At 63.0% G+C, this 22092-nt stretch carries 23 protein-coding genes and 2 pseudogenes; 14 read left to right on the top strand and 11 right to left on the bottom strand.

Going from position 1 to position 22092, the window contains the following annotated elements:
• Positions 1-63: 63 nt before the first annotated feature.
• From C8D95_RS22625 to C8D95_RS20345, 4 genes are all read right to left on the bottom strand, one after another.
• Positions 64-465 carry a serine integrase family protein gene (locus tag C8D95_RS22625; RefSeq protein WP_249033335.1) on the bottom strand — a complete coding sequence of 134 codons (402 nt, stop codon included), beginning with the start codon at positions 463-465 and terminating at the stop codon, positions 64-66.
• A gap of 59 nt (positions 466-524) precedes the next feature.
• Positions 525-719, bottom strand: coding sequence for a hypothetical protein (locus C8D95_RS20355; RefSeq protein ID WP_109761042.1), 195 nt, complete (start codon positions 717-719; stop codon positions 525-527).
• A gap of 165 nt (positions 720-884) precedes the next feature.
• Positions 885-1229 (bottom strand): recombinase family protein, encoded by a 345-nt coding sequence (locus C8D95_RS23040; RefSeq protein ID WP_487247660.1) that lies wholly within the window; start codon positions 1227-1229, stop codon positions 885-887.
• A gap of 161 nt (positions 1230-1390) precedes the next feature.
• On the bottom strand, positions 1391-1714 hold the full coding sequence (locus C8D95_RS20345) for a hypothetical protein (RefSeq protein ID WP_109761040.1): 324 nt from the start codon (positions 1712-1714) through the stop codon (positions 1391-1393).
• A 310-nt stretch (positions 1715-2024) separates the two neighbouring features.
• Here C8D95_RS20345 and C8D95_RS20340 point away from each other — a divergent pair, with 310 nt between their 5' ends.
• Positions 2025-2411, top strand: coding sequence for a hypothetical protein (locus C8D95_RS20340; protein WP_109761039.1), 387 nt, complete (start codon positions 2025-2027; stop codon positions 2409-2411).
• A gap of 641 nt (positions 2412-3052) precedes the next feature.
• On the opposite strand, the gene C8D95_RS20335 is transcribed toward C8D95_RS20340, so the two are convergent.
• Both C8D95_RS20335 and C8D95_RS20330 read right to left on the bottom strand, forming a co-directional pair.
• The gene (locus C8D95_RS20335; protein WP_109761038.1) at positions 3053-3247 is read right to left on the bottom strand and encodes a hypothetical protein; all 195 of its coding nucleotides are present in this window, start codon (positions 3245-3247) and stop codon (positions 3053-3055) included.
• 60 nt (positions 3248-3307) lie between these two features.
• Positions 3308-3481, bottom strand: a complete 174-nt coding sequence (locus tag C8D95_RS20330; RefSeq protein ID WP_109761037.1) for a CsbD family protein — start codon at positions 3479-3481, stop codon at positions 3308-3310.
• Positions 3482-3930: 449 nt separating this feature from the next.
• On the opposite strand from C8D95_RS20330, the gene C8D95_RS22165 reads away from it, so the two are divergent.
• Complete coding sequence (locus tag C8D95_RS22165) at positions 3931-4068, top strand: hypothetical protein (RefSeq protein ID WP_164721715.1); 138 nt, start codon at positions 3931-3933, stop codon at positions 4066-4068.
• Between the two features lie 362 nt (positions 4069-4430).
• Positions 4431-4688 (top strand): recombinase family protein, encoded by a 258-nt coding sequence (locus C8D95_RS20325; protein WP_241239688.1) that lies wholly within the window; start codon positions 4431-4433, stop codon positions 4686-4688.
• A gap of 208 nt (positions 4689-4896) precedes the next feature.
• On the opposite strand, the gene C8D95_RS20320 is transcribed toward C8D95_RS20325, so the two are convergent.
• The 3 genes from C8D95_RS20320 to C8D95_RS20310 form a co-directional block, all read right to left on the bottom strand.
• On the bottom strand, positions 4897-5349 hold the full coding sequence (locus C8D95_RS20320; protein WP_109761036.1) for a cupredoxin domain-containing protein: 453 nt from the start codon (positions 5347-5349) through the stop codon (positions 4897-4899).
• Between the two features lie 429 nt (positions 5350-5778).
• Positions 5779-7146: an ATP-binding protein gene (locus C8D95_RS20315; RefSeq protein WP_109761035.1), complete on the bottom strand. Its 1368-nt coding sequence runs from the start codon at positions 7144-7146 to the stop codon at positions 5779-5781.
• On the bottom strand, positions 7143-7802 hold the full coding sequence (locus tag C8D95_RS20310) for a response regulator transcription factor (RefSeq protein ID WP_109761034.1): 660 nt from the start codon (positions 7800-7802) through the stop codon (positions 7143-7145). The genes C8D95_RS20315 and C8D95_RS20310 overlap by 4 nt, the downstream gene beginning before the upstream one ends.
• A gap of 145 nt (positions 7803-7947) precedes the next feature.
• On the opposite strand from C8D95_RS20310, the gene C8D95_RS20305 reads away from it, so the two are divergent.
• From C8D95_RS20305 to C8D95_RS20270, 8 genes and pseudogenes are all read left to right on the top strand, one after another.
• Positions 7948-8268 (top strand): PepSY domain-containing protein, encoded by a 321-nt coding sequence (locus tag C8D95_RS20305; protein ID WP_109761033.1) that lies wholly within the window; start codon positions 7948-7950, stop codon positions 8266-8268.
• The gene (locus C8D95_RS20300) at positions 8261-8920 is read left to right on the top strand and encodes a cytochrome b/b6 domain-containing protein (protein ID WP_109761032.1); all 660 of its coding nucleotides are present in this window, start codon (positions 8261-8263) and stop codon (positions 8918-8920) included. Before C8D95_RS20305 ends, C8D95_RS20300 begins: the two co-directional genes overlap by 8 nt.
• 200 nt (positions 8921-9120) lie before the next feature.
• On the top strand, positions 9121-9510 hold the full coding sequence (locus C8D95_RS20295; protein WP_109761031.1) for a hypothetical protein: 390 nt from the start codon (positions 9121-9123) through the stop codon (positions 9508-9510).
• Between the two features lie 44 nt (positions 9511-9554).
• Complete coding sequence (locus C8D95_RS20290; protein WP_109761065.1) at positions 9555-10025, top strand: DUF2271 domain-containing protein; 471 nt, start codon at positions 9555-9557, stop codon at positions 10023-10025.
• 12 nt (positions 10026-10037) lie between these two features.
• A pseudogene (locus C8D95_RS20285) lies at positions 10038-12241 on the top strand (PepSY domain-containing protein).
• Positions 12222-13196, top strand: coding sequence for an FAD:protein FMN transferase (locus C8D95_RS20280; RefSeq protein ID WP_109761030.1), 975 nt, complete (start codon positions 12222-12224; stop codon positions 13194-13196). The pseudogene C8D95_RS20285 and the gene C8D95_RS20280 overlap by 20 nt, the downstream one beginning before the upstream one ends.
• A gap of 18 nt (positions 13197-13214) precedes the next feature.
• A complete protein-coding gene (locus C8D95_RS20275) occupies positions 13215-15146 on the top strand; it encodes a heavy metal translocating P-type ATPase (protein ID WP_241239689.1) in 1932 nt (643 codons plus the stop codon).
• Position 15147: 1 nt separating this feature from the next.
• A complete protein-coding gene (locus C8D95_RS20270; protein WP_109761028.1) occupies positions 15148-15849 on the top strand; it encodes a VIT1/CCC1 transporter family protein in 702 nt (233 codons plus the stop codon).
• Between the two features lie 815 nt (positions 15850-16664).
• Here C8D95_RS20270 and C8D95_RS20265 read toward each other — a convergent pair.
• Complete coding sequence (locus C8D95_RS20265; protein ID WP_109761027.1) at positions 16665-17486, bottom strand: class I SAM-dependent methyltransferase; 822 nt, start codon at positions 17484-17486, stop codon at positions 16665-16667.
• A 98-nt stretch (positions 17487-17584) separates the two neighbouring features.
• On the opposite strand from C8D95_RS20265, the gene C8D95_RS20260 reads away from it, so the two are divergent.
• Entirely contained in the window at positions 17585-18274 is a 690-nt protein-coding gene (locus C8D95_RS20260) for a winged helix-turn-helix transcriptional regulator (protein ID WP_164721716.1), read from the top strand.
• Positions 18275-18575: 301 nt separating this feature from the next.
• Here the strand turns inward: C8D95_RS20260 and C8D95_RS20255 are convergent, their stop codons facing one another.
• Entirely contained in the window at positions 18576-18830 is a 255-nt protein-coding gene (locus tag C8D95_RS20255; RefSeq protein ID WP_109761026.1) for a hypothetical protein, read from the bottom strand.
• A gap of 77 nt (positions 18831-18907) precedes the next feature.
• On the opposite strand from C8D95_RS20255, the gene C8D95_RS20250 reads away from it, so the two are divergent.
• Both C8D95_RS20250 and C8D95_RS20245 read left to right on the top strand, forming a co-directional pair.
• A complete protein-coding gene (locus tag C8D95_RS20250) occupies positions 18908-20623 on the top strand; it encodes a winged helix-turn-helix domain-containing protein (RefSeq protein ID WP_109761025.1) in 1716 nt (571 codons plus the stop codon).
• A gap of 29 nt (positions 20624-20652) precedes the next feature.
• Positions 20653-21932, top strand: a pseudogene (locus C8D95_RS20245) (transposase); the annotation flags it as partial.
• Between the last annotated feature and the right edge of the window lie 160 nt (positions 21933-22092).

Below are 22092 nucleotides of genomic sequence, written 5' to 3'. Positions count from 1 at the left end.
TCGACGGCCGCGACGATCCTGGAGAGGTCACTTCGGCTTTTCCGTTCGCCCGCTGACCCAAGGCTACCAGCGCCTCCTTCGTCCGCGGGGAGATCGCGCCGCGCTCCTGCTGCGCGGCGAGAGCCATAATACCAACGAGAGGTCGTTGGCCTCCGGCATGTCGCAGGCCAGGAACCTGACGCCGCTTTGCCGCAGCGTGGGCAGAAAGGCGGCGGTGCGGCTGAGCCGGTCGATCACCAGCGTCGCCCCATTGAGCTTCGCAAGGGTCAGCGTCTTGGCCAGTTCCGGACGTTCGTTCTCGCGCCCGTTCTCGACCTCAGTGAAGCGAGCCAGGACGTCGGCACCTCTCAATGCCGCGAAATCGTCGCTGGCCTTCCGCTTCGCCTCGAGCCCGGTACATAAGCGGTACAGTCCTGCCTCTGGCGCTAACCCACGTGCGGCGCGTACCGCGCCCGTCGCAGGCACGATCCCGGTTCGCGAGCTGCCGACAGGTCATGCTCGCGCCGTTGAGATCGATCCGATCGTCAGTCGGCGGCGACGATCGCTGCGATAATGGCGATTACCATAAGAGGCAGAACGAACTCTCCGGACGTCCCGGACTGTTCTTCGACGATCACAGGCGCCATCACAGGTTCCATGATCGGTTCGTCAAGACCGCCAGCGTATGCCGACCCGTAAGCGCCGAAGGCCATCAGCGATGCAACAAATATGCTCTTCATGTTTCAAGACCCTTCTTTAGGTGGTGAGGCGCCATGTGGCTGCGCTTCTCTGGCAAGAGTCAAACGTTCAAGTTTCTCGACGAACAATTTCTTGCGCCAATGGGCGTCCGCGCAACCATTTCAGTTCTCAGTCTGATAGTAGCGGATTGGGCCAAATTACTCGGGTCAATTGGACCCTAGTCGTCCCAGCAGGTACCTCACGTTCGACATCCGCCAATCCCCGCTGCGCCGTGTGAGCATCCCGCGGTCGTTCAGTTCCGCTGCAATCCCTCGGAGGTTGGTCGTACCCTGAGCGCGCCTGGTCTCGAGCACCGGACGCGCACTTTCCGCGAACCCGTCCGCATTCTTCGATACCGCCGCCCGGAGCGCGTAACCGCCCTTCCCAGCCCGCCTGAGGGCCGCAGCCTTATTCGGACTGCCGAGCTTCACCCCGCGCGCCTTGACCGCTGCCAGCGCTTCCTTCGTCCCCCGCGAGATCGCGTCCCGTTCCTGCTGGGCAACGAACGCCATTATGCCCACGGTCAGGTCATTCGCCTCCGGCATGTCGCAGAGGAAAAGAATTGCGCTCGCTGCACTGTGCACTTGCACCCGCTTTGCGGACAAACCGGCGTTCGCTGTAGGGCAGCACAGGAAGCCCAATGAACGATTGCTATGCGAGTAACTCAGGCTCGTCACGCTCCGACCCCGGCTATTTTGGCTCGTGCGGCGAGTTCCTCAGCCATACCTTGGTCCAAGAACGGAAAATCCAGGAAATGCGACGGGGGTAGATCGATGCGGTTCACCATCTTACGGAACGCCGTGGCATCCATGATGCGATTGTTGCCTGACGCCGCCACCGCGTAGACCAGCGCATTCCAAGCTCCCAGCGGGTTGCGTTCATGCCCTTCTCGGGCGGCTTCCACCGCGGCGTCTACCTGCCCGTCCAGCAGCAACGCCAGCGCGATCAGCGAGAAATAGAGCGGATTCTGGGGGTCGAAGTTCACACGGCGCATCATTTCCTACAGTCGAAGTGCACCCGGTTTGAATGCGCCAGAAAGAATGTCGCTGGTGGCAATCGTCAGATGCGCGAGGTGATAGGACGGGTTGATCGCAAGGGCCCGGCGACAATCGAGGCGCGCGCCTTCGTGATCGCCTAGCAGCCAGAACCTGACATTGCCCCTGGTCCGCAACACACCATCAGGTTCTGCTGGCCTCGGGGCGCGGTAGTCCTAAGAAAATGACACCTTCAAATTTTGTAGTAGTAGACTCCGTAGACCAAGGCGCTAAGAGGCCCTACACTGCGTCCAACTGAGCGGAGGCAACGACATGGCCGACAACGAAAAGCGAGACTGGTTAGAAGACATTCGGAACGCCAGAATGAAGGCACTATCCGAAATGCAGGATCTCGTAAACGAGATCAGACCCAAGGTTCAGCAGTTTGTTGAGAAGGCTCGGAGTGTGAACCTGCGTGACGAAGCTGAAGATCTCTTGGACAAGCTCAAGAACATGACAAGCGAATTTTCCAAGAAGGAAGAGGCGACGCCAAAGGCTAGTCAGACCAAGAAGACCTCGGGAGGGAGCACGGCCAAGAAGCCTGTGTATATTCTACCGGACGGCACTGAGCGGTACCGACTGGACAAATGGGCGGAAGGCTACTCCAAGAAAGAAGTAGAGGCTATGAAGAAGAAGGCCAAGGAACAGAACGCCACGTAGCCAAACGTCTAGAGATCCTACAGAGCCACCAACTAAGAGATTCAAGACAAGACAAAGGTAGGCTCTTGCCCGTACTTAAAGGAAAGCGGGTTCTTCCACCGATACGACCATCCCAGCGAAGGTCCGGTCGTCGCGGTGTTGCATCAAGTCAGATTTCGGACACGCCGGTCAACCGTCGCCGTCCGCCGCCGAGGCTGGGCGAACACACCCAGGACATCCTCGACGCGCTTGAGATCGCGTCCACTTCTTCCAGCGCGGCCCCCGAGGGTTGAAACATTTGCGCTGGTCGTGTCAGAGAACCGTGAGTTGAGACGAAGCGGCGTCCGGCCTACCCTGCTGCAATGCCCAAACAATCGCCTTTCAACGGCACTGCCTGAAGAACTTGCCCGGAGACAGGTTCGTCCTACCCTCGCCCGATCACGAGATGCAGTCCTTTCAGGGGCACTGTTAGAAGAGCTGGCCTTGAGACAGAGTCGTGCCCGCCCTAGCCTTGCCCAATGACGAAACGCAGCCCCTTCAGGTACTTCAAGACGTCGATGGCAGGATCCTGCCAATCCGTTGAGTATTACGAGAACCGGACGCATCTTCCGGTCTTGCCTGATGCGTCCTGCACGATTCGCAGTCCGAGAAGGTCTGGCGGACTATCTTTCTTCTATCGAGACGCCGTGCTCACCGATCTCGATTTCGATGCCGCTCCGGTTCCGGCTTTCCTGATAATACAGGTAGCCCACGACAAGGACTCCGGCGGCAAGCAAACCGATTACGAGATAAAGCGCATTGCGGCTCATGTTGATCGCGCCTCCCGACGCCCCGCGTATAGCGCCCGCCTCGACCATGGAGGCACCTTGCATGGATCGCGGCGCCGGTGCGCGGAAACTGCCACCTGAGTCTGACGGTCACTCACCGCGCAGCGCATCTTTCAGCCCGCCGACGATATTCTGAACCTTGCCCTCGGCCTTGTCGGCCTTGCCCTCAGTCTCAAGCTTGGCGTCTCCCACCGCCTTTCCGACGGCCTCCTTGACCTTTCCCTTGACGACCTTCGCGGAACCGATCACCCGATCCTTGTCCATGGAGTGCTCCTTTCGCGCCAAGCGACGCGTATCCGAAAACTAGGGGAATCTCGGAATCGCGCGCTGATCCAAATCAAACTGGCTCGTAGGTCGCGACGTTAGTGTCAGCACGCGGAAGGGCTCTGTTACACACCGCCATCATGGCCGAGGGGTGAAACCTTCGCGGATAAGTTGTGACGCTGCCCGGCCCGCGCGACGGTGGACGAGGCCAGGGGTGATTGTTGCGCGGAGAGGCAGGGCAACCGCCGCCACTTTGACTGAGGGTCACCCGTGCCGGTACGATGAGCCGGTGTATCCTGTTGCGTACCTCTCGACTTCCATGTTGGAGGCCTGTGCGGTCCGTCTGTTAAAGAGAGTTGGCGATGTTTGCCACGCATGCGAAGTCGAGGGCCCTGAGCCTTCCGGCGCTGGAAGTTCCCCAGCCAGCTAGAACTGGTCGTTCCGATGCTATGAGGCAGCTGTCAGGCTGCGTCGCGATCACCGGCTATGGAGAAGGCGGCTTGAGCCTGGCGAGACTGAACCGAAGCAAATACCTTGCGATCGTGTCCATCTTCGTGCTCGCCACGCTGCTGCACACGCCTTTCTGAAAGATGCAGCGGCCGCGAATACGAGGAGCGTGGGGCGATCGTTGGCAAAGCGTGAGACAGGCCGCGTTGCTGTGTTGAGCCAAGATCCCCTTGGCAGATTCGTCGAAACTGCCCCGTGTGCTATCATCGCGATCATCAAGTGGGGGTTTCGACATGATGCTGCAGGTACATGATTGCGTTAATCGATCGGCTTAGTCCGGCGATACCGAGGTGCTAGGCCATAACATCCTACACTCCGGACTTCTTCGGAGCGATGTACAGATCTGCGCAACCAACGTCAGGCAGGTGTGTACATGGTCAGAGAGACTGCCCCATCGCAGAAGTTCGTCGCCTACGAGCGGGTCTAAACCGCCAGGCAAGAGATGTCGGGCCTCGGCCTCGAAGCGCAGTGGAAGGCCATCGACGACTTCGCCAGCTCCCGAGGTGCGGACGTCCTGGCACGCTTTACCGAGGTCGAGAGCGGGGGGAAGAACGAGCGACCTGAACTGGTCAAGGCGCTGACCCTCGCCAAGCTCACCGGAGCGACCTTGGTGATTGCCATGCTCGACCGGTTGAGCCGCAACGCGGCCTTCCTGCTGACGCTCCGGGCTAAGGTCCGCTACCTTTATACGAGCCAATAACGATTGCAAAAAGCCATTCTTTGGTGTCGACATAACCTGTGACGACTTAAGTGCCAATTTGCGGGTTTCCGCATGCGAATGATTTTTTGTCGCCACACCTTGTCTCAACAAGAACTCATATTGAGGATGCGAAGCGCTGCTGATCAGAAAGTATAGCCCCGCCGCATGTATTTTTCGCCGGCCTATGAAGCCGACAAAACCGAATGCGCTAGTTTATCACGACGCTTGCATGCATTCCTGATTCATAATGGCCAGGGATTTCACATGTGATCTCCACAGGACCATCTGTCGTTTGCACAGGTACAATAAACCATTCAACCGTCCTGCCCGGACCAACTTCGACTTCCCTGATCGACCCTTTGACCTCAGTTATCAGATTGCCGTCGACATCGGATGCCTCGATCTTGCGGGTGAATATGCGTTCACCCATTTCGTTCAGCGCAACTTCATGCTTGATTTCATCGACGTTTGTCAAAATCAACCGATACGCCTGGCCGGTCTCGAACTCATAGTTGTCAGGACTGAAATACATCCCCTCATCGTTGCTGCCTAATTCGATTGCGACATCAATAACGTTTGCGCGGCTCAGGTCGCCTTCGGCTGTCGCAGTCGTCGCGAAGACCAGAGCGGAAAGACCAAATATGGTTCGAATCGCATACATTATGCTTCCTTTCAAAGGAATGGAGCACCCATGTGTGCTCTCCAAGACCTTAGTGCACTTGTGCATAAAATGATTTGATCTTGATCAAGCTGCTCTCTGAAGAGCGAGAATGCAGACTTGCTGAGGGTTGCGCAGCCGGATTGCCGCAGGTTTTGCGACCGGATTCGTGCGTATCATGCAATCTCCATCTCATGCGCATCTGCGCATGAGCGAGAAACAATGCCGTTGACTTACAGCAAAAAAGGCGTCTGTTCTTTCTGCCCCCAACGTGGCCGTGGAACAAACATCCGCCCGGGTGGATCGACCAACGTCAGGTGCGCAACGACACAGAGGGCGACGACCGACCACACCGTCGACCAGCGCCCCAGGAACAGCCGATTCAGCATCAATGTAAACAGTAGGCAGGTATCGTGAATCCTGGACCAACGGTCAGTGACTGACAGCGCCGTTCCGGTTGGATCCCCTCGATCCTTCTACCGGAAGATCAAGCGTCACTTCGAAACCCGATGCGCCATTCGACCGCGGCGATTTCAGGATGAGGGAGCTGCCAATACGCTCTGCAATGGCGGCCACTATTGCGAGGCCAAGCCCGCTGCCATCGGTTCCTTCACTTGCCTGTTCGAAACGTGCTGTCAGCCGGTCAAGGGTCTCGCGCGACAGGGTGGGCCCGTCGTTTGCGACGATCAACTGCCCATCGGCCGTCAGGGTGACATCGACCGGTGCAGTTTCTGTCCCATGAAGAAGGGCATTCTCTACGAGGTTTCGGCACAAGATTCCGAACGCGTCGGGGTCGATGTCCGACATGATCGACGTCTCGGACAGCGTCAGCGCGATGCGGCCTGGCGCGCCCGCGCGCCCCAGATCGTCAACCACAACACGCGCAACGGCTCTCAGGTCTGCGCTTCGGTCAACCCGCAGGCGCCCACCTTCCGCCCGCGCAAGCTGCAAGAGGCGTTCGGAAAGCCGGGTCAGGCGCTTGAGCGTCGCCTCGATCTCTGCAGCCCGCGCTCCCGTGGCCGGGTCCTGCGTTTCCGACTGAAGCCGCTGCGCCTGCGCGATGGCCCCTGCCAGCGGGGTTCGCAGCTCGTGCGCTGCGTTGGCGGCAAAGCTGCGCTCTGCCTCGAACGCTTCGCGCAACCTGGCCAAAAGGCTGTTCAGGGTCGTGGCCAGCGGGCCGATCTCCGTCGGCAGATCGTCGGCGGGAACCTCCGAGAGGTCACGGGCGCCCCGCGCCTCTAGGCGCGCGCGGAACCTGCGCAGGGGATTGAGGCTGAAGCGGACGGCCAGGACAATCGCCGCAAGCGCGAGTGGCAGCACGATCAGGAGCGGCAGGCCGAGGCCCACCTGGATTTCCCGCGCGACGGACGCGCGATGCGCCAACGGTTCGGCAACGGTGATGCGGATCGTCCCCTGGAGCGCCGCGTCGCTGTAGAGCCGGTGAGTTGCGGTCTGGCGGAAACCCGGCCCATCGTAGGGTGGAAACACTGCGGGGTCTGCCGCATGGGATTGCAGCAAGATCAGACCCTCGGCGTCGCGCACGAGGTAAGTGAAGAACTCGTCGTGCTCGCGAATTGGCGCGAGCCGCTGCGTCACCCCCTGGTCCTCGCGTCCGACGATGTCGGTCACCGCCAGCGGCAGGATGCGTTCCGCGGTCTCGCGCAGGGCGCTGTCGAAGACCTCGTCCATCTCGCCCCGCACTATCACCGCCGTGACCGTAGCGGCCAGCAGCCACAGGACCGTCAGCACGAGGCCCAGCGACAGGCCGAGCCGCGCCTGAAGGCTGGCGGGCCACTTCATGCTTTACCCAGTCTGTAGCCCATTCCGCGCTCGGTCTCGATGACCGCGCTCCCCAACTTCTTGCGCAGACGGCTGACATGAACCTCGATGGTGTTGCTCTCCACCTCGGTGTCGAAGGCGTAGAGCTTTTCTTCCAGCTGCGCCTTCGACAGAAGCTGACCCGGGCGGGATAGAAACGCCTCGAAGAGCGCCCATTCCCGGGCCGTCAGCTGGACGGACCTGCCGTCGCGATAAATGCTGTGCGCGGCCAGGTCGATCTGAAGCGACCCGTGCGTGATGATCGGGTTCGGGTTGCCGCTATAGCGCCGGGCGACCGAGCCGATCCGCGCTGACAATTCGGCGAGATCAAAGGGCTTCACGAGATAATCGTCGGCCCCCGCGTTCAGCCCCTCGATCCGGTCCGACACCTGGTCCAACGCCGTCAGTATGATGACCGGCGTCGCTTCCCCCCGTGTGCGCAAGCCCTTGAGGAAACCGATACCACGGCCGTCCGGCAACATGAGATCGAGCAGGATCAGATCAAAGGACGTGGCGCGCACGGCGTCGTCGGCAACGTCGAGCCGCGTGACCCAGTCCACCGACTGGCCATCCGCGGCTATCTGGTCGCGCACCGCGGCGCCCAGCACCGTATCGTCCTCGATCAGCAGGATGCGCATGATGGTTCCCGTCCTTTCCCGATGACCCTCCATGATCCGTCTGGCTGACACGAAGCTGAAGCGTGTGGGCCAAGCCCCTTCAGGCTGCCGTCAGCTTCGCCGCGCATGAAGTGCATCAAGATGGCCGCAGCGAGGAGTGTGCCCCATGAAGAAGACATTGACAATTCTCGGCTTTCTCGCGGTCTTTCCAGCCGGTGTCGCGCTGGCGGACGACGATTGCTTCGTGCCGATGGCCGATTGGCAACCGCGCGACGCCGTTGCCCAGCTGGCCGAGGAGAACGGCTGGACGGTGCGCCGCATCAAGATCGACGACGGCTGCTACGAGATCGATGGCAGGGATGCCGAGGGGCGTCGGATCGAGGTGACGGTCCATCCGGCCACGCTCCAGGTGATCGAGTTCGAATACGAGGACGAGGACGACGACGATCGCCCCCGCCGCGACCGCGAAGGAGGCGACAATGACTGACGCAACCACTCATGACACTGCGACGATGAACACCAGGACGTCGGGCAAGGTCCGGGTCTGGGACCCTCTCGTCCGGGTGTTCCACTGGGGTCTGGTCGCCGCGTTCGCGACGGCTTGGCTGACCGCGGACGAGCTGCAGCCCGTGCACGAGATCGCGGGATACGCCGTCGCCGGCCTCGTGGCGTTCCGGCTGATCTGGGGACTCGTCGGCAGCCGCTATGCGCGCTTCGCGCAATTCCTGAAAGGCCCACGCGACACGCTCGCCTATCTCGGAGACATGGCTCGCGGCAAGGAGCGGCGATACCTGGGCCACAACCCGGCCGGTGCCGCCATGGTGGTGGCGCTGCTCGTGACCCTGTCGGGTACCGCCTTCACCGGTTGGCTTATGGCGGAACCAGCACGTGTGGCGATGCTGCCAGACCTGCCGCAGATAGTCGCGCCCGCCTGGGCAGACGACGACGGTGGCGAGTACGGCGAGCGCGGCGAAGAGGCGGTTGAAGAGCTGCACGAGATCCTTGCCAATCTCATGCTGCTGCTGGCCGCGCTTCATGTCGGAGGCGTGGTGCTGACGTCTTTCCGGCATCGCGAGAACCTCGCCCGCGCAATGGTCACAGGCGACAAGCGCGCACCGGGATACGGCGACATCACCTGAGCACCCCAAAACTAGCGCCGACAGGCCAGAGCCGACCGTCCCTTCGGCTCGACCTCGCCCCGCCCTCATCGGCGGGGCTTTTGTCTGTGGAGCGACGCTTTTCTTCCTGACGGCAAGCTGAAGCAGGAACCGCCAACGCGTCAGGAAGCCCTCAGGTGGGCACTCCAGATTGTCCTCAGCAGACGAAAGGAGACCCTGCCATGAGAAAGACCCTGACACTTCTCGTCGCCTCGACGGCCCTGACCGCCGCCATTGGTATACCGGCTTGGAGCGCGATACACGCGCCCGCCGACGGAGGCTTTCTGCCGTTCACTGCGCTGTTCGAAGAGGGGGCACAGACGTTGCCCCTCGTTCTCGCCAGTGACGACGATGATGGCGATCGCCGCTGGCGGGACGGCTCCCGGCGCGGTCACGACGACGATGACGATGATGACGATGATGATGATGACGACTGCGACGACGATGATGACGATAATGACGATGACAATTGCAGCGGTGGCGCCAGCAATCCCGCGCCCGCTGGAACGGTTCCACCCCCGCAGAATGGTCTCTTCGGAAACGGCGCCCCGCCGCAAGTCCAGGTGAACTGAGCCACTTCGCCGCAACTCTCCGAACAAGGACCGATCCGATGAAACTGAAATCGCTTCTCGCAACGCTCGCGCTCACCACCGCGTTGACGCTTCCCGGCCTTGCCATAGCAAGGCCGGTGACGCTGACCACGACCCTCAACAATTACGGCGGCGACGGCGCCTATCTCGCGATTTACGTCACCGATGCCTCCGGCGCCTACATGGGCAGCCTCTGGATGGCCGGCGGCAAGTCCAAGTACTACGAGCATCTGAGCGACTGGTACCGCGCCACCGGCGGCGACGCTGCTCAGGTCAACGGCATCACCGGCGCCAGCGTCGGCGCGGGCCGCACGCTCGGGATCACGCTCGATCTGGCCGACGCGCTGTTCGATGCGGGCTACACGCTCCACATCGACGCGGCGGTCGAGGACATGCGCGACAGCCCGAACGAGGTGGCCGTCCCGCTGACGACCGCTGGCGCCGGCACTCCGGTGACCGGCCGACGCTACATCGCCAGCTTCGCCTACGATATGTGAGGGGTGATGGCCATGATCCGTGCACTCCATCGCTGGCCGGGTCTCTTGGCCCTCGCTCTCGTCACCGTCCTATCCCTGAGCGGCGCGGCACTGTCGGTCTTCCCTGCGGCCGAGCGCATTGTCGCGCCGCAGGCCGAGACGGGCATGACGGTGGCCACCCTCGCGGATCGCATTCAAAGCGCCTATCCGGGCGTCGAGCAAATCCGCCGCGCGCCCTCGGGCCGGATCACTGCCTACTGGTTCGATCAGGGCACGCCCGGCGCCGCAGTGATCGACCCCGCCACTGGTCAGGGTGCGGCCTCCGCCGACCCCAACCAGACGCAACGCTGGCTTACCAATCTGCACCGCTCGCTGTACCTCGGCGATGGCGGGCGCATCGCCATGGCCATGGGTGCCGCGGCGATGTTGTGTTTGTCGTTCTCCGGTGTCCTGCTGGTCGCCCGGCGTGTCGGCGGTTGGCGGAACTGGTTCACGCGGCTGCGCGGACCCCTTGCTGGCCGACTTCATGTCGAGATCGCCCGCATCGCGGTGGTCGGCCTTGTCCTGTCGTCTACCACCGCCCTGTGGATGACGGCGTCCACATTCGATCTGCTTCCCGGTGGCGGCGTGCCAGCCTTGCCGGTTGAGGTGAGCGGCGAGACGGGGTTCGCGCCTGGCCAGATGCTCGTTCTGGCGGAGACGCCCGTCACTGAGCTGCAGGAGCTAAGCTTTCCCTATCCCGGCGACGCGACGGACGCCTTCACGCTGAAGACCGACCAGGGGACCGGGTATCTCGATCAGGGCACCGGTGCGCTGCTCGCCTGGACCGACCTTACTGGCTGGGAACGCATATCACAGACCATCTACATGCTGCACACCGGACAGGGAGCGGCGACGCTTGGCCTCGTTCTGGGGCTGATTGCGCTCGGCGTCCCGGCCATGGGCGTGAGTGGCGTTGTCGTCTGGCTCGCGCGACGGAGGGGGCGGCAGCGCATCGGAGGCAATCAGCCCGCGGGACGTGCCGAGACGATCCTGCTCGTCGGCAGCGAGGGCGGCAGCACCTGGGGCTTTGCGGCCACGCTCCACGCCGCACTGACGCAAGCCGGGCAGAGGGTGCACACAGCACCGATGTCGGCCTTCGCGCCAGAACGCTATCCTGCGGCCAACCGGATCATCGTGCTGGCCGCGACTTATGGCGACGGCGCGGCGCCTGCCTCGGCCAAGGGCTTTCTCGACCGGCTGGCAGCAGCCGACCGCGCACCCGACGCGCCCCTGGCCGTTCTCGGCTTCGGCGACCGCAGCTTTCCGGCCTACTGCGCCTTCGCCAAGGCTGTTGCGGCAGCCGCCGAGGCGAAGGGCTGGCCGCAGCTCATGGCCATCGACACCGTCGACCGGCAGTCGCCGCAGGACTTCGCCCGCTGGGGCGGCGCCCTCGGAGACGCTATTGGGGTCGATCTCGAGCTGTGCCACCAGACTGTTCGCCCGGCAACCGAGACGCTGACCCTCGTCTCGCGGCGGGACTACGGCGCAGAGGTACAGGCCCCAACCGCGATCCTTCACTTCGCCCTGCCGCGCGTCAGCCTCTGGCAGCGGTTCGTCGGTGCCGGCTTCGCCCGGTTCGACGCGGGCGATCTGATCGGCATCATGCCCGAGGGGAGCCCCGTGCCGCGTCTCTACTCGCTCGCCTCTGCGCGCCGCGACGGTTTCATCGAGATTGTGGTCAAGAAGCATCCCGGAGGCCTCGCCTCTGGCCAGTTGAGGCCCTCGAACCCGGCGACACAGTCACCGCCTTCGTCCGCCGCAATCCCGGCTTCTGCACGGGGCGGGGCCGCGCCCCGCTGATCCTGATCGGCGCAGGCACAGGGATCGGACCTCTGGCGGGCTTTGTGCGCGACAATGCCCGGCAGCGGCCCGTCCACCTATTCTTCGGCATGCGTCATCCGGACAGCGACTTCTTCTACGGCGAGGAGCTGCGCGCCTGGCAGAAAGAGGGCCGTCTGATCCGTCTGGTCACGGCTGTGTCTCGCGGGACAAAACCCCACTACGTGCAGGATGCGCTGCGCGGGGACGCGGCGTTGGTCGCTCAGCTCATCCTCGACGGGGCACGTGTGATGGTCTGCGGTGGACGCGATATGGCGGCGGGCGTGGCGGATGCGCTGGCAGATATCCTTGCACCGACCGGGCTCACCCCAGCGGTTCTGAAGACGGAGGGGCGGTATGTCGAAGATGTCTACTGAGAGGGTGCGCTTTGCCCTGAACGGCCCGACCATGGGCACGCGCTGGTCGGCGCTCTTCTTCGCGCCGGATGGCTTCGATCCGGCGCCGGTCCAGGCGGCGCTGCAGGCGGCCACGGGCGAGGTCGACGCGCAGATGTCCACATGGAACGCGGGAAGCGATCTGATGCGCCTGAACGCAGCGCCTGTTGGCGCTCGGGTCACGGTACCGGATCGGCTGAGCGAGGTTCTTCGTCTTGGTCTGGAGATCGGTCTTGCCTCGGGCGGGGCCTTTGACATCGGCATGGGCGACGCGGTGACGGCCTGGGGGTTCGGGCTCGAGGCCGCGGCGCCCGAGCGCATCCGCAGCGCCATGACAGCCAAACGTGTGCCTACCCATCAGGCGCTCGACATCGACGGGACAACAGGTCTCGTCGGCAAAACTTCGCCGCTGGCGCTGGACCTCAACGGAATCGCCAAGGGGTATGGCGTCGACCGGCTGGCCGAGACGCTGACGGCGCATGGGATCGGTGACGCGCTTGTCGGCATCGACGGGGAGATGCGTGCGCTCGGGCTCCGGACTGACGGGGAAGCATGGACCATCGCCGTGGAAGCACCTGACCCCGCCCGCCGCGCGCCCCATACCATTCTCGCGCTGCAGGACGCCGCCGTGGCGACCTCGGGGGACTACCGGCACTGGGTCGAGGTGCAGGGCCGCCGCCTGTCGCACACCATGGACCCCGGGCGCGGTGCGCCCCTGATCGCGTCGCCCGCCTCGGTGACGGTCGTCGCCCGGACATGCGCCGAGGCGGATGCCTGGGCGACGGCGCTGATGGTAAAAGGAAGCTTGGAGGGCGCGATGTTGGCGCGTAGATGTAACTTGAACGCTCTCTTTATTGATCGTGAGGGCGATCATCTTCGCGAAACGAGAGTGGGACGGCTGTTCGAGACCCGTCCAGATCCCGAGCGCGTGAGCTGACGCCGGGACATGCACCAGATGACACCATTGTTTCATGATCGCCTGAACGTCGCCCTGCTGGGGCTGGCACTCCTTGGCCTGATCTCCGGCCTCGGCCTTTGGCTGTCCGGGCAGCCAGAACTTGCCGGCATTGCGTGGACGGCGGGCGTGCTTCCGGTTCTGGCGGCCCTCGTGGTCGAGATCATCCGGAGCCTGGGGCAAGGCGAGGTCGGGCTCGACATCGTGGCGGCGCTGTCGATGTCGGCCGCCCTCATCTTCGGGGAGACGCTCGCGGCGGCCGTTGTCGCGCTGATGTATTCGGGCGGCACCTTTCTCGAGAGTTTCGCGCAGGGTCGAGCGCGGCGCGAGATGAGCGATCTTCTGTCCCGCGTGCCCCGGACCGCCACGCGGCATCGCAATGGAGCTCTGGATGAAGTCCCGCTCGACGACATTGCGCCGGGCGATCTGCTGCTGATCCGGCAGGGTGACGTCGCTCCCGTGGACGGGACGGTCGAGAGCGCAGGCGCGATGCTCGACCAGTCCGCGCTGACCGGCGAGTCGATGCCCGCCCGGCTGGCGCGGGGGCAGGACGTGATGAGCGGATCGACCAACGCGGGCGAGGCCTTCGATCTGCGGGTCACACGGCGGGCGGCGGACAGCACCTATGCCGGGATCGTCCGGCTGGTCGAGGCGGCGCAGAAATCCAAGGCGCCAATGGCGCGGCTGGCCGACCGCTACTCTTTGCTGTTCCTCGCCGTGACTGTCGCGCTGGCAACCGCCGCCTGGTGGTTCACGGGCGATCCGATCCGGGCAGTGGCGGTGCTGGTGGTGGCGACGCCGTGTCCGCTGATCCTCGCCGTTCCAGTGGCATTGGTCGCCGGTCTGTCGCGCGCGGCGCATTTCGGGGTGCTGATCAAGGGCGCGAAACCGCTCGAGGCGCTGGCCCGGATCACGACGCTGATCCTCGACAAGACCGGCACCTTGACGGACGGACGCCCGCAGGTCGTGTCGATCGACAGGCATGGCGATCTGTCCGAGGACGACATTCTGTACTTCGCCGCAGCGCTCGATCAGGCATCGAAACACCCCATCGCACAGGCCATCGTCGGGGCGGCCCAGGCGCGCGGGACCGCCTTGCCGATCCCCGCGAGCGTGGTCGAGACGCCCGGCGAAGGCGTTGCCGGGACGATCGACGGACGCAGGGTTGTGGTCGGCGGCGCGGGTTTCGTCGCCGCGCAGCTTGGCATCGCCGATCCTGAAAGCACGGTGGTCGAGGCGGGATCGGTGGTGGTTTCGCTTGGCGTTGACGGGAAACTGGCCGCCCACATCGTGATGGCTGACGCATTGCGCGCTGGCACGACCGAGCTGCTTTCAGGGCTTCGACGGCTGGGCGTCGGTCGCATCCTGCTGGCGACAGGCGATCGCCGCGCCGTCGCCGAGGCTGTGACCGAGGGGCTCGGGCTGGACGCTCTCCGAGCGGATCTGACCCCGGATCAGAAGGTCCTGCTGGTCCTGAGCGAGCGCAAGAACGGCCCGGTCATGATGGTGGGCGACGGTGTCAACGACGCGCCCGCGCTGGCTGCCGCCGACATCGGTGTCGCGATGGGCGCGCGTGGGGCGGCGGCTTCGGCCGAAGCGGCGGATGTCGTGCTGCTGGTCGATCACCTGGATCGCCTTCTGCCGGGGATCGAGATCGCGCAACGGTCCCGCCGCATCGCCCTCGAGAGCGTCGCGGCCGGGATCGGTCTCTCGGTATTGGGCATGCTCGCTGCGGCCTTCGGCTACCTGTCCCCGGTGCAGGGCGCGCTCCTGCAGGAGTTGATCGACGTGGCGGTTATTCTCAACGCATTGCGGGCTCTCAGGATCGTGCCGGGGCACGCAGGTCAGGTCGAGGGCAGGTCTGGCGATACAGCGGTTCGTCGCCCGGCCACCCCGACATTCACCGCAACACAGCCCAGAAGTCCCTTTTGAGATGAGCAGACTCTCCCATTCCGAAATTCACATGGTTCACCGCATTGGCTGGTTGCGCGCTGCTGTTCTCGGGGCGAATGACGGCCTCGTTTCAACTGCGAGCTTGGTTGTCGGGGTCGCGGCGGCAGGATCTGGTCGGCCCGAAATCCTGATCGCCGGACTTGCCGGCCTCGTTGCCGGAGCGATGTCGATGGCTGCCGGCGAATACGTATCCGTCAGTTCACAAACTGACGCCGAACAGGCCGACATCGCGCGCGAGACGCGCGAGCTGAAGGATACGCCCGAGGCGGAGTTGGAGGAGCTTACACGCATCTATGTCGGGCGGGGGCTCGACGAAGATCTCGCGCGGCAGGTCGCGATCCAGCTAACCGAAAAGGACGCGCTTGGCGCCCATTCGCGTGACGAGTTGGGCATCTCGGAGACCGTGACCGCGCATCCGATGCAGGCGGCTTTGGTCTCGGCTGCGACCTTCGCTGTCGGGGCGGTCATCCCACTCATCATCGCAGCGCTTGTGCCTGCCGCACAGATCACTCTCATCGTCGCGGCCACGACTCTTCTGGCGCTTTCTGTGCTCGGCGGGCTCGGGGCGTCGGTTGGCGGTGCGGGGATCATCAAGGGAGCCGTTCGCGTCACCTTCTGGGGCGCGCTCGCTATGGCAGCAACAGCGGCCGTGGGTATGTTCTTCGGCGTGACCGTCGGCTAGGCAGGGTGGTGCGTAGACGTTGGCGGCGAGCCCCCGTCAAGACATCGAAGCATAGGGTCAATGACATTGGCTGCTAATCGCGCTAAATAAAATCAATGACTTAAGGTGGCGAAGGTTCGACGTCAGGCCCATCCGCTCCGCCACCAACCCCTCCGGATTTCCCTGATGTCTGATCTCTCAGATTTCCCGCCGCGATTTGCGCGGCTTGCGCGCCCGAGAGGTAGTCAGAGACGCGTCTCTGTCCGCATCGGAAGCGGTTTCCCTGCAGAAGTCTCTCTTCGCGATTTGCGGAGATCCGCGGAGGCTGGTTTGCATTGGTCTGACAGCACCGCCAAAATTGCATCCAAGTTATTGTTATTGCGCACAAAATTAAGAGTTATGTCGTTATACCCACCAACTGACTGCCCAAACTAAGTTGGCCTTACATTTTGCGAGAGAACTACCCTCGCGGTCTCCTTAAGTCTGCAACCATGACCATCGCGTAGTGAAAATTCTGCTTAGGGGACTACTACCATCAAGTTCACTTTTCACGGCGGTGAATGTTGGCGTTGGCTTCCCTGCCCCGCCCGGGACGCTGGCGGAAATGGCAGAACGACCGCTTTCGGCCCTAAGCTGCCGTTCAACCTCCAAGACATCCGGGACCGCTTCCCACCCTTAGCCGACGTTCGGCAGCCTTACGATCCTCGTCCGCCCTCGGCCCATTGCGGACCTTCGCTCTGTGCAAATTTTCCGGTCTAGCTCGTGAAAGCAGCCATTGGCTGCAGCTGCACCACTTGGACATCCTGGAGTTCTGAATAGCGGACACTGTAACGACATCATCCGTGCTCCTTAGGCTTGCGGTTCCAGACGGCGACATGCGCCGGCGCGGGGAACGCGACCGTGCCGTTGCTCGCCGCGAATCCTCTCAGACGCGTTTCCGCCGCTTTAACCAGCTCTTCGAAGCCTGCATCGTCTATGAAGTCGCCGAGCGTCCAGCCGCGGACATCCGTTCGAACCCACTCCCGGATCGACGCGAAACGCGCGGTTCCGGTGGCGGTCGTCAGCTTCGCCCCCGCCAGCCCGCCGTCCTCGAGGACCCGCAGCAATACCAACTTGTCGCCAAGCGCGAAAGGCGCCCTTAGCGCGGCGGCTGCGTCCTGTCCAAACATCTCAAGGATCAACTCAATTATGCCGGCGTAAGCGGGCGACCTGGCAACATCGTCCCAAACCGTCAGCGCAATCCGGCCGCCGGGACGAACCACGCGAGCCATCTCGTTCAGAGCTTTCGTCTGCTGATCGAAGAACATCAGGCCGAACTGGCAGAGTACCCTGTCGAAACTGCCTCCGGCGAAAGGCAGTGCCTCGGCGAGGCCCTCGATCCACTCCATGTCGGGCGCACGGCGGCGCGCGACGTCAAGCATTCCCTGGTTGCGGTCGAGACCGACGACGCGCCCACTGGGACCGACACGCTCAGCGGCTTCCCGGGTCGTGGCACCGGTTCCGCAGGCGATATCCAGCACATCCTTCCCCGGACCGACCTCTACCGCGTCGCAGAGCGGTCCGGCCCAAGGCCCGAACAGCGCCGGAACAAAGAATTCATCGTAGATTTCGGCGGCGGATTTGGAGACCTGTCCCGCTGCGGCTGCATTCCTCGTCATGGCGTCACCATTTGGCTCAATTGGGATGCCGCCAGCGTGACGCGATATGCGCAGTCAGGTATAGTTCGAAATCTGTAGCAAACCGGAGAGCTCGCAGAGTGAAATCCTATGGTCAGTTCTGTCCTGTCGCAAAGGCGGCGGAACTTTTCTGCGAACGCTGGAGCGCTCTGATCATCCGTGACCTCGCCTCCGGGCCGCGCCGGTTCTCTGAGTTGCAGAAGGGTGTTCCTCTAATGTCGCCGTCAATTCTTTCCTCACGGCTGAAGTGGCTCGTCGCGGAAGGCGTGGTCGCGCGTTACGACATTGGTGCCAAGCGTCCGGGCTACGTCCTGACCGAAGCGGGCCGGGAATTCGTTCCCTTGGTCGAGGCACTGGGTATCTGGGGACAACGCTGGACACGGCGCGAACTAATGGATCACGAGATCGATCTGGGACTGCTGGTGTGGAGCCTTGAGAGCTCTTCCAATCCAGACGTCTTCGGGAGAAAGCGATGCCTGATACAGCTCGAACTAACGGATCAGCCTGAGGCGAAGCGGTACTGGTGGTTCCTGAACCAGAAGGGCCGCTGCGAGCTCTGCGTCGACAACCCGGGCGGAGAGTTGAACCTCTACGTCGCCTGCACGCTTCCGGACGCGATCTACATCGTCCGTGGCGACCTCACCACGGCCATGGCAATCGAAACGCGCCGGCTCGAACTGCTCGGCGATGCTTGGGCGAGGCGCAGGTTTGTCGAATGGCTCAATCTCGGACCGCTCACGCAAATGCGATCACATCGTCCTGGCGCTTGATCCGTGTAGTCTGGTCAGGGCTCACTGCCAATTTAGGATACGGCGCGGCATCTGCATGATCCAGTTGGTCCGGCGCAACCAGGAGGGCCCTTAGCCGCCGTTCGTGCAATGCCTTGCCAACGTCCGAAGACACCCAAACTTCAGTTTCAAATGGGCACTCTTCGGGGGTAAGACGTCGGCACAGGAAGATGGTCAGCGATTAATGGCACAGCACACCAGATCGTGCCTCAACAATAGGTTGGCGGGTCCGGAAAGTTTGCGTCATGTAAAACCGGCCCCGCCCTTCTCGCCGTTTCATTGATCAGTCTTGCTCGGCCACGACCGTGATCTCGGTGGTTTCCTGAATGGAATCTCCGAAGGTCCAGTCAGGCTTCGCCGCCTCAACGAAGATCGCCCTGATCGCCGCTTCAAACCGGTCGCCGTGTTTCTGCAGCTCGATGACGCCCGCGGCGACTTCCGCGGGAAGGATCGACAGGTCGTAGTCCTTGGCAGGATCTGCCGAGACCTGGAACGCCGCAGCGGCGAAAATGGTGGAAATGATGGTTGCTCTGAACATAATGGTCTCCGTGGTTTGGGAATTGGTTTGGTGCGGGTTGCAGCGCCAATCTCAGCGCCTGATGTAAGCAAGCTCGTTTGCGGCCACGAAAGTCACGAAGGCTGGCCCGAAATTTGACGAAAGCTCAAAAAATTCTTCTAATTGGGGCGTTTAGCTTCAATTCCGAAAACGAGGAATTGACCTCGCCCGATGGCACTAAGGTCCCTCTTCGGCCGCAGACAGCGCGGGTTTTGTGCCTTCTGGCCCAAAATCGCGGGAAGCTCGTCACGAAGGAATCGCTGATGCGGGAGGTCTGGCCAGACACTCACGTCACTGACGACAGCCTCGTCCAGTGCATCTCCGAGATTCGGCGCGCACTCGGCGGGGAAGACGCGAAACGGCTGGCGACGGTGCCAAAGCAAGGCTATCGGCTGACGGCGACTCCGGTGCCAGATAACGCGTCTTTGACCGCCGCGTCAGCGGTTCCGGGGCAGGAACACAACCGGCGGCGACTTGGACCCCGGATGATCGCGGCCATCGTGGCGTGGGTAGCCGCTCTCTTCCTTGTTGTGGTTGCTGCCACATTTCTCTTCAACGGCGAAGCGGCACCGCAGGAGACGCTTACAATCGCTGTTCTACCCTTCGAGAACCTCAGCAGCGATCCGGAACAAGACTATCTGTCATCAGGGCTGGCGGAGGATCTTCTGACCGATCTGTCCCGCATCGGGGCGATAAAGGTCCTGTCGCGGAACACGACCTTCGGGCTACGCAACTCACCGGAGGCCGTCTCTGAAACGATGAAGGATTTCGGAGCCACCCATATGGTGGATGGTAGCGTTCAGCGCGAGGGCGAGCAGATCAGGATCAGCGTTCAGTTGGTACAACTGATGACCGGTTCTAATGTCTGGGCGCAGCGCTACGACCGGCAGCTCGGCGACCTTTTCGACATTCAGGACGACGTCCGGTCAAAGATTGTCGACGCGCTTTCCGTCAGGCTCCGGCCGCAAGAGCAGGAACGGCTGATGAGCACGGGCACGTCCGACGTCTCGGCCTACGACCTCCTCCTGCGGGGCCGTCACTTCGAGGCCTCGCTGGACCGTCCGGGCGTCACTCGCGCGATTTCGCTCTACCGCCGCGCGCTCGACGTGGACCCCGGCTATACCGAGGCCTACGCCCGCCTCGCCAACATGTACGACTTCTCGTCACGGTTCGGCTGGGGTGAAAGCGCCGAGGCGGATCGGGTCCTGGCCATCGAGATGGCCGAGCGGGCGGTGCGGCTGGACCCGGACAACCCCTTTGCGCGATGGACAATGGGGCGCATCATGTCGCGTCTCGGGCGAACGCCCTCTAGCCGGGACCGCGCCATGCAGGAACTGCGCGCCGCGATCGAGATCGACCCCAACTATGCCGATGCCTACGGGTTCATCTCGCTGGTCTATGTCGGGGGCGCACAGATCGAGGAGGCGCGCCAAGCGATCGGCACCGCCTTCGATCTTAATCAGACACCACCCTATTGGTACTACCAGAATCGCGGTATCGTATCTTACTTCGAAGAGGCCTACGCGCTGGCCGTCAAGGACTTCCTCCGCGCCGTCGAGATGAGTCCGACGGCGGCCTTTTCGCGCCTCTGGCTCGCCGCCGCCTACGCCATGACAGGTGATGTCGACGCGGCCGAATGGGAAATCGAAGAAGCGCAAATGCTCGGCGAACCACAAACCGTGACGGATGTGCTCAAGGCGAACCCCATCATCCAGGATCCGGAGTTCCAGAACGCATATAGAAGTGGGCTCGCGAAAGCGGGCCTGCCGGAATAAACTCGTCGCACAGCGGTCATCGGCATCTTTTCAAAGATCAGAACGGGCGGCTTCGGCCGTTCTACAGCCACACGGGTCGCCCCTCGATCGATCCCGAGCTGATCGTCCGGATGCTGGTGATCGGTTACGTGATAGGAATCCGGTCCGAGCGGCGGCTGTGCCAGGACGTGCATCTCAACCTGGCCTACCGGTGGTTCTGCCGTCTCGGCCTTGATGACAAGGTCCCCGATCATTCCACCTTCTCGAGGTATCGGCACGGCAAGTTCCGGGAGAGCGGTCTGCTGCGGCAGATCTTCGAGGCGACCGTCGAGCGCTGCCTGAAGGAGGATCTCATCTCGGGCGAGGGCTTTGCCGTTGATGCCAGCCTGATCCCAACGGATGCCAACAAGAGCCGGTCCCTGGCGGCGGCGGGCTGGAGCCCCGACGTCGCCCGGGCCACTGGCAACCGTGCGGCGCGGGAGTATCTGGAGACACTCGATGATGCAGCCTTCGGCGCGGCCTCGGAGTCGCAGCCGAAGTTCGTGGCGAAGTCGGATCCGGCCGCCCAGTGGACCCGGGCCGAAGAAAGCCGACCCTATTTTGCCTACGCCCCGAACTACCTGGTCGACACCAAGTGCTCTGTCATCATGGACGTGGAGGGCACAAGGGCGATCCGGCAGGCCGAGGTCGGCGCCTCGCAAACCATGCTTGACAGGACCGAACAGCGCTTCGGCATCTGCCCGGAATGGCTCGCCGCCGACACCGCCTACGGGTCCAGCGAGAACCTTGGCTGGCTGGTCAAGAAGCGCGGGATCATCCCGTTCATCCCGGTGATCGACAAGACCGGGAGAACCGACGGAACGTGGTAGCGGCGGACTTCGAATGGGACGAGGAGAACGACCAGTACATCTGCCCGGAAGGCCATGCCCTGCGGCAGTTCCGACGCAACTACTCGGACCCGGGCCGCGGGAAGAACATCGCTGGCACACGCAAGTACCGCGCGCTCCGGGCCACCTGCCAGGCCTGCCCGTCGAAGGATCTCTGCTGCCCGAACGCCGACGCGCGATACGTCACCCGGACACCGGACGAGGACGCGCGCGACTTCGCCAGGGACTGCCGGAAGACGAAGGCCTACAAGGTCTCCCGGGACAAGCGGAAGAAGGTCGAGATGCTCTTCGCCCACCTCAAGCGCATCCTGAACCTCACGCGCCTGCGCCTCAGGGGTCCGAACGGTGCCAGGGACGAGTTCATCCTCGCCGCTACAGCACAGAACCTCCGAAAGCTCGCCAAGCTGCGGCCGGCGTTCGCTGGGATGAAGGTCGCGAATTGATCTGAACCTTGAGGTCACCCGGACGACCCCAGCACCGGATCAGCATCCGGGACCACAAGGGCTGCTCCACCCGCCAAGCCCGACTGCGCCGCAAATCCGGCCGAGTTCTTCAACAGAATCGGCCCATAGCCGACGTTGATCACCAAGAACTCCCGCTGCG

Origin of the sequence: Silicimonas algicola, from assembly GCF_003148765.1 — a bacterium.
Lineage (GTDB): Bacteria > Pseudomonadota > Alphaproteobacteria > Rhodobacterales > Rhodobacteraceae > Silicimonas > Silicimonas algicola.
The sequence above is the reverse complement of the archived record's forward strand: the minus strand, read 5'-3'. Positions and strand labels throughout refer to the sequence as shown.

What these genes read in the sequence shown, in the direction of transcription:
- C8D95_RS20325 (WP_241239688.1), top strand. Translation starts at nt 4,431, where the DNA reads ATGTCGGGCCTCGGCCTCGAAGCGCAGTGGAAGGCCATCGACGACTTC.
- C8D95_RS20270 (WP_109761028.1), top strand. Translation starts at nt 15,148, where the DNA reads ATGAGCAGACTCTCCCATTCCGAAATTCACATGGTTCACCGCATTGGC.
- C8D95_RS20335 (WP_109761038.1), bottom strand. Translation starts at nt 3,247, where the DNA reads ATGGTCGAGGCGGGCGCTATACGCGGGGCGTCGGGAGGCGCGATCAAC.
- C8D95_RS20355 (WP_109761042.1), bottom strand. Translation starts at nt 719, where the DNA reads ATGAAGAGCATATTTGTTGCATCGCTGATGGCCTTCGGCGCTTACGGG.
- C8D95_RS20320 (WP_109761036.1), bottom strand. Translation starts at nt 5,349, where the DNA reads ATGTATGCGATTCGAACCATATTTGGTCTTTCCGCTCTGGTCTTCGCG.
- C8D95_RS20305 (WP_109761033.1), top strand. Translation starts at nt 7,948, where the DNA reads ATGAAGAAGACATTGACAATTCTCGGCTTTCTCGCGGTCTTTCCAGCC.
- C8D95_RS22165 (WP_164721715.1), top strand. Translation starts at nt 3,931, where the DNA reads ATGAGGCAGCTGTCAGGCTGCGTCGCGATCACCGGCTATGGAGAAGGC.
- C8D95_RS20275 (WP_241239689.1), top strand. Translation starts at nt 13,215, where the DNA reads ATGACACCATTGTTTCATGATCGCCTGAACGTCGCCCTGCTGGGGCTG.
- C8D95_RS20315 (WP_109761035.1), bottom strand. Translation starts at nt 7,146, where the DNA reads ATGAAGTGGCCCGCCAGCCTTCAGGCGCGGCTCGGCCTGTCGCTGGGC.
- C8D95_RS20265 (WP_109761027.1), bottom strand. Translation starts at nt 17,486, where the DNA reads ATGACGAGGAATGCAGCCGCAGCGGGACAGGTCTCCAAATCCGCCGCC.
- C8D95_RS20280 (WP_109761030.1), top strand. Translation starts at nt 12,222, where the DNA reads ATGTCGAAGATGTCTACTGAGAGGGTGCGCTTTGCCCTGAACGGCCCG.
- C8D95_RS20300 (WP_109761032.1), top strand. Translation starts at nt 8,261, where the DNA reads ATGACTGACGCAACCACTCATGACACTGCGACGATGAACACCAGGACG.
- C8D95_RS23040 (WP_487247660.1), bottom strand. Translation starts at nt 1,229, where the DNA reads ATGGCGTTCGTTGCCCAGCAGGAACGGGACGCGATCTCGCGGGGGACG.
- C8D95_RS20310 (WP_109761034.1), bottom strand. Translation starts at nt 7,802, where the DNA reads ATGCGCATCCTGCTGATCGAGGACGATACGGTGCTGGGCGCCGCGGTG.
- C8D95_RS20340 (WP_109761039.1), top strand. Translation starts at nt 2,025, where the DNA reads ATGGCCGACAACGAAAAGCGAGACTGGTTAGAAGACATTCGGAACGCC.
- C8D95_RS20330 (WP_109761037.1), bottom strand. Translation starts at nt 3,481, where the DNA reads ATGGACAAGGATCGGGTGATCGGTTCCGCGAAGGTCGTCAAGGGAAAG.
- C8D95_RS20345 (WP_109761040.1), bottom strand. Translation starts at nt 1,714, where the DNA reads ATGATGCGCCGTGTGAACTTCGACCCCCAGAATCCGCTCTATTTCTCG.
- C8D95_RS20255 (WP_109761026.1), bottom strand. Translation starts at nt 18,830, where the DNA reads ATGTTCAGAGCAACCATCATTTCCACCATTTTCGCCGCTGCGGCGTTC.
- C8D95_RS20295 (WP_109761031.1), top strand. Translation starts at nt 9,121, where the DNA reads ATGAGAAAGACCCTGACACTTCTCGTCGCCTCGACGGCCCTGACCGCC.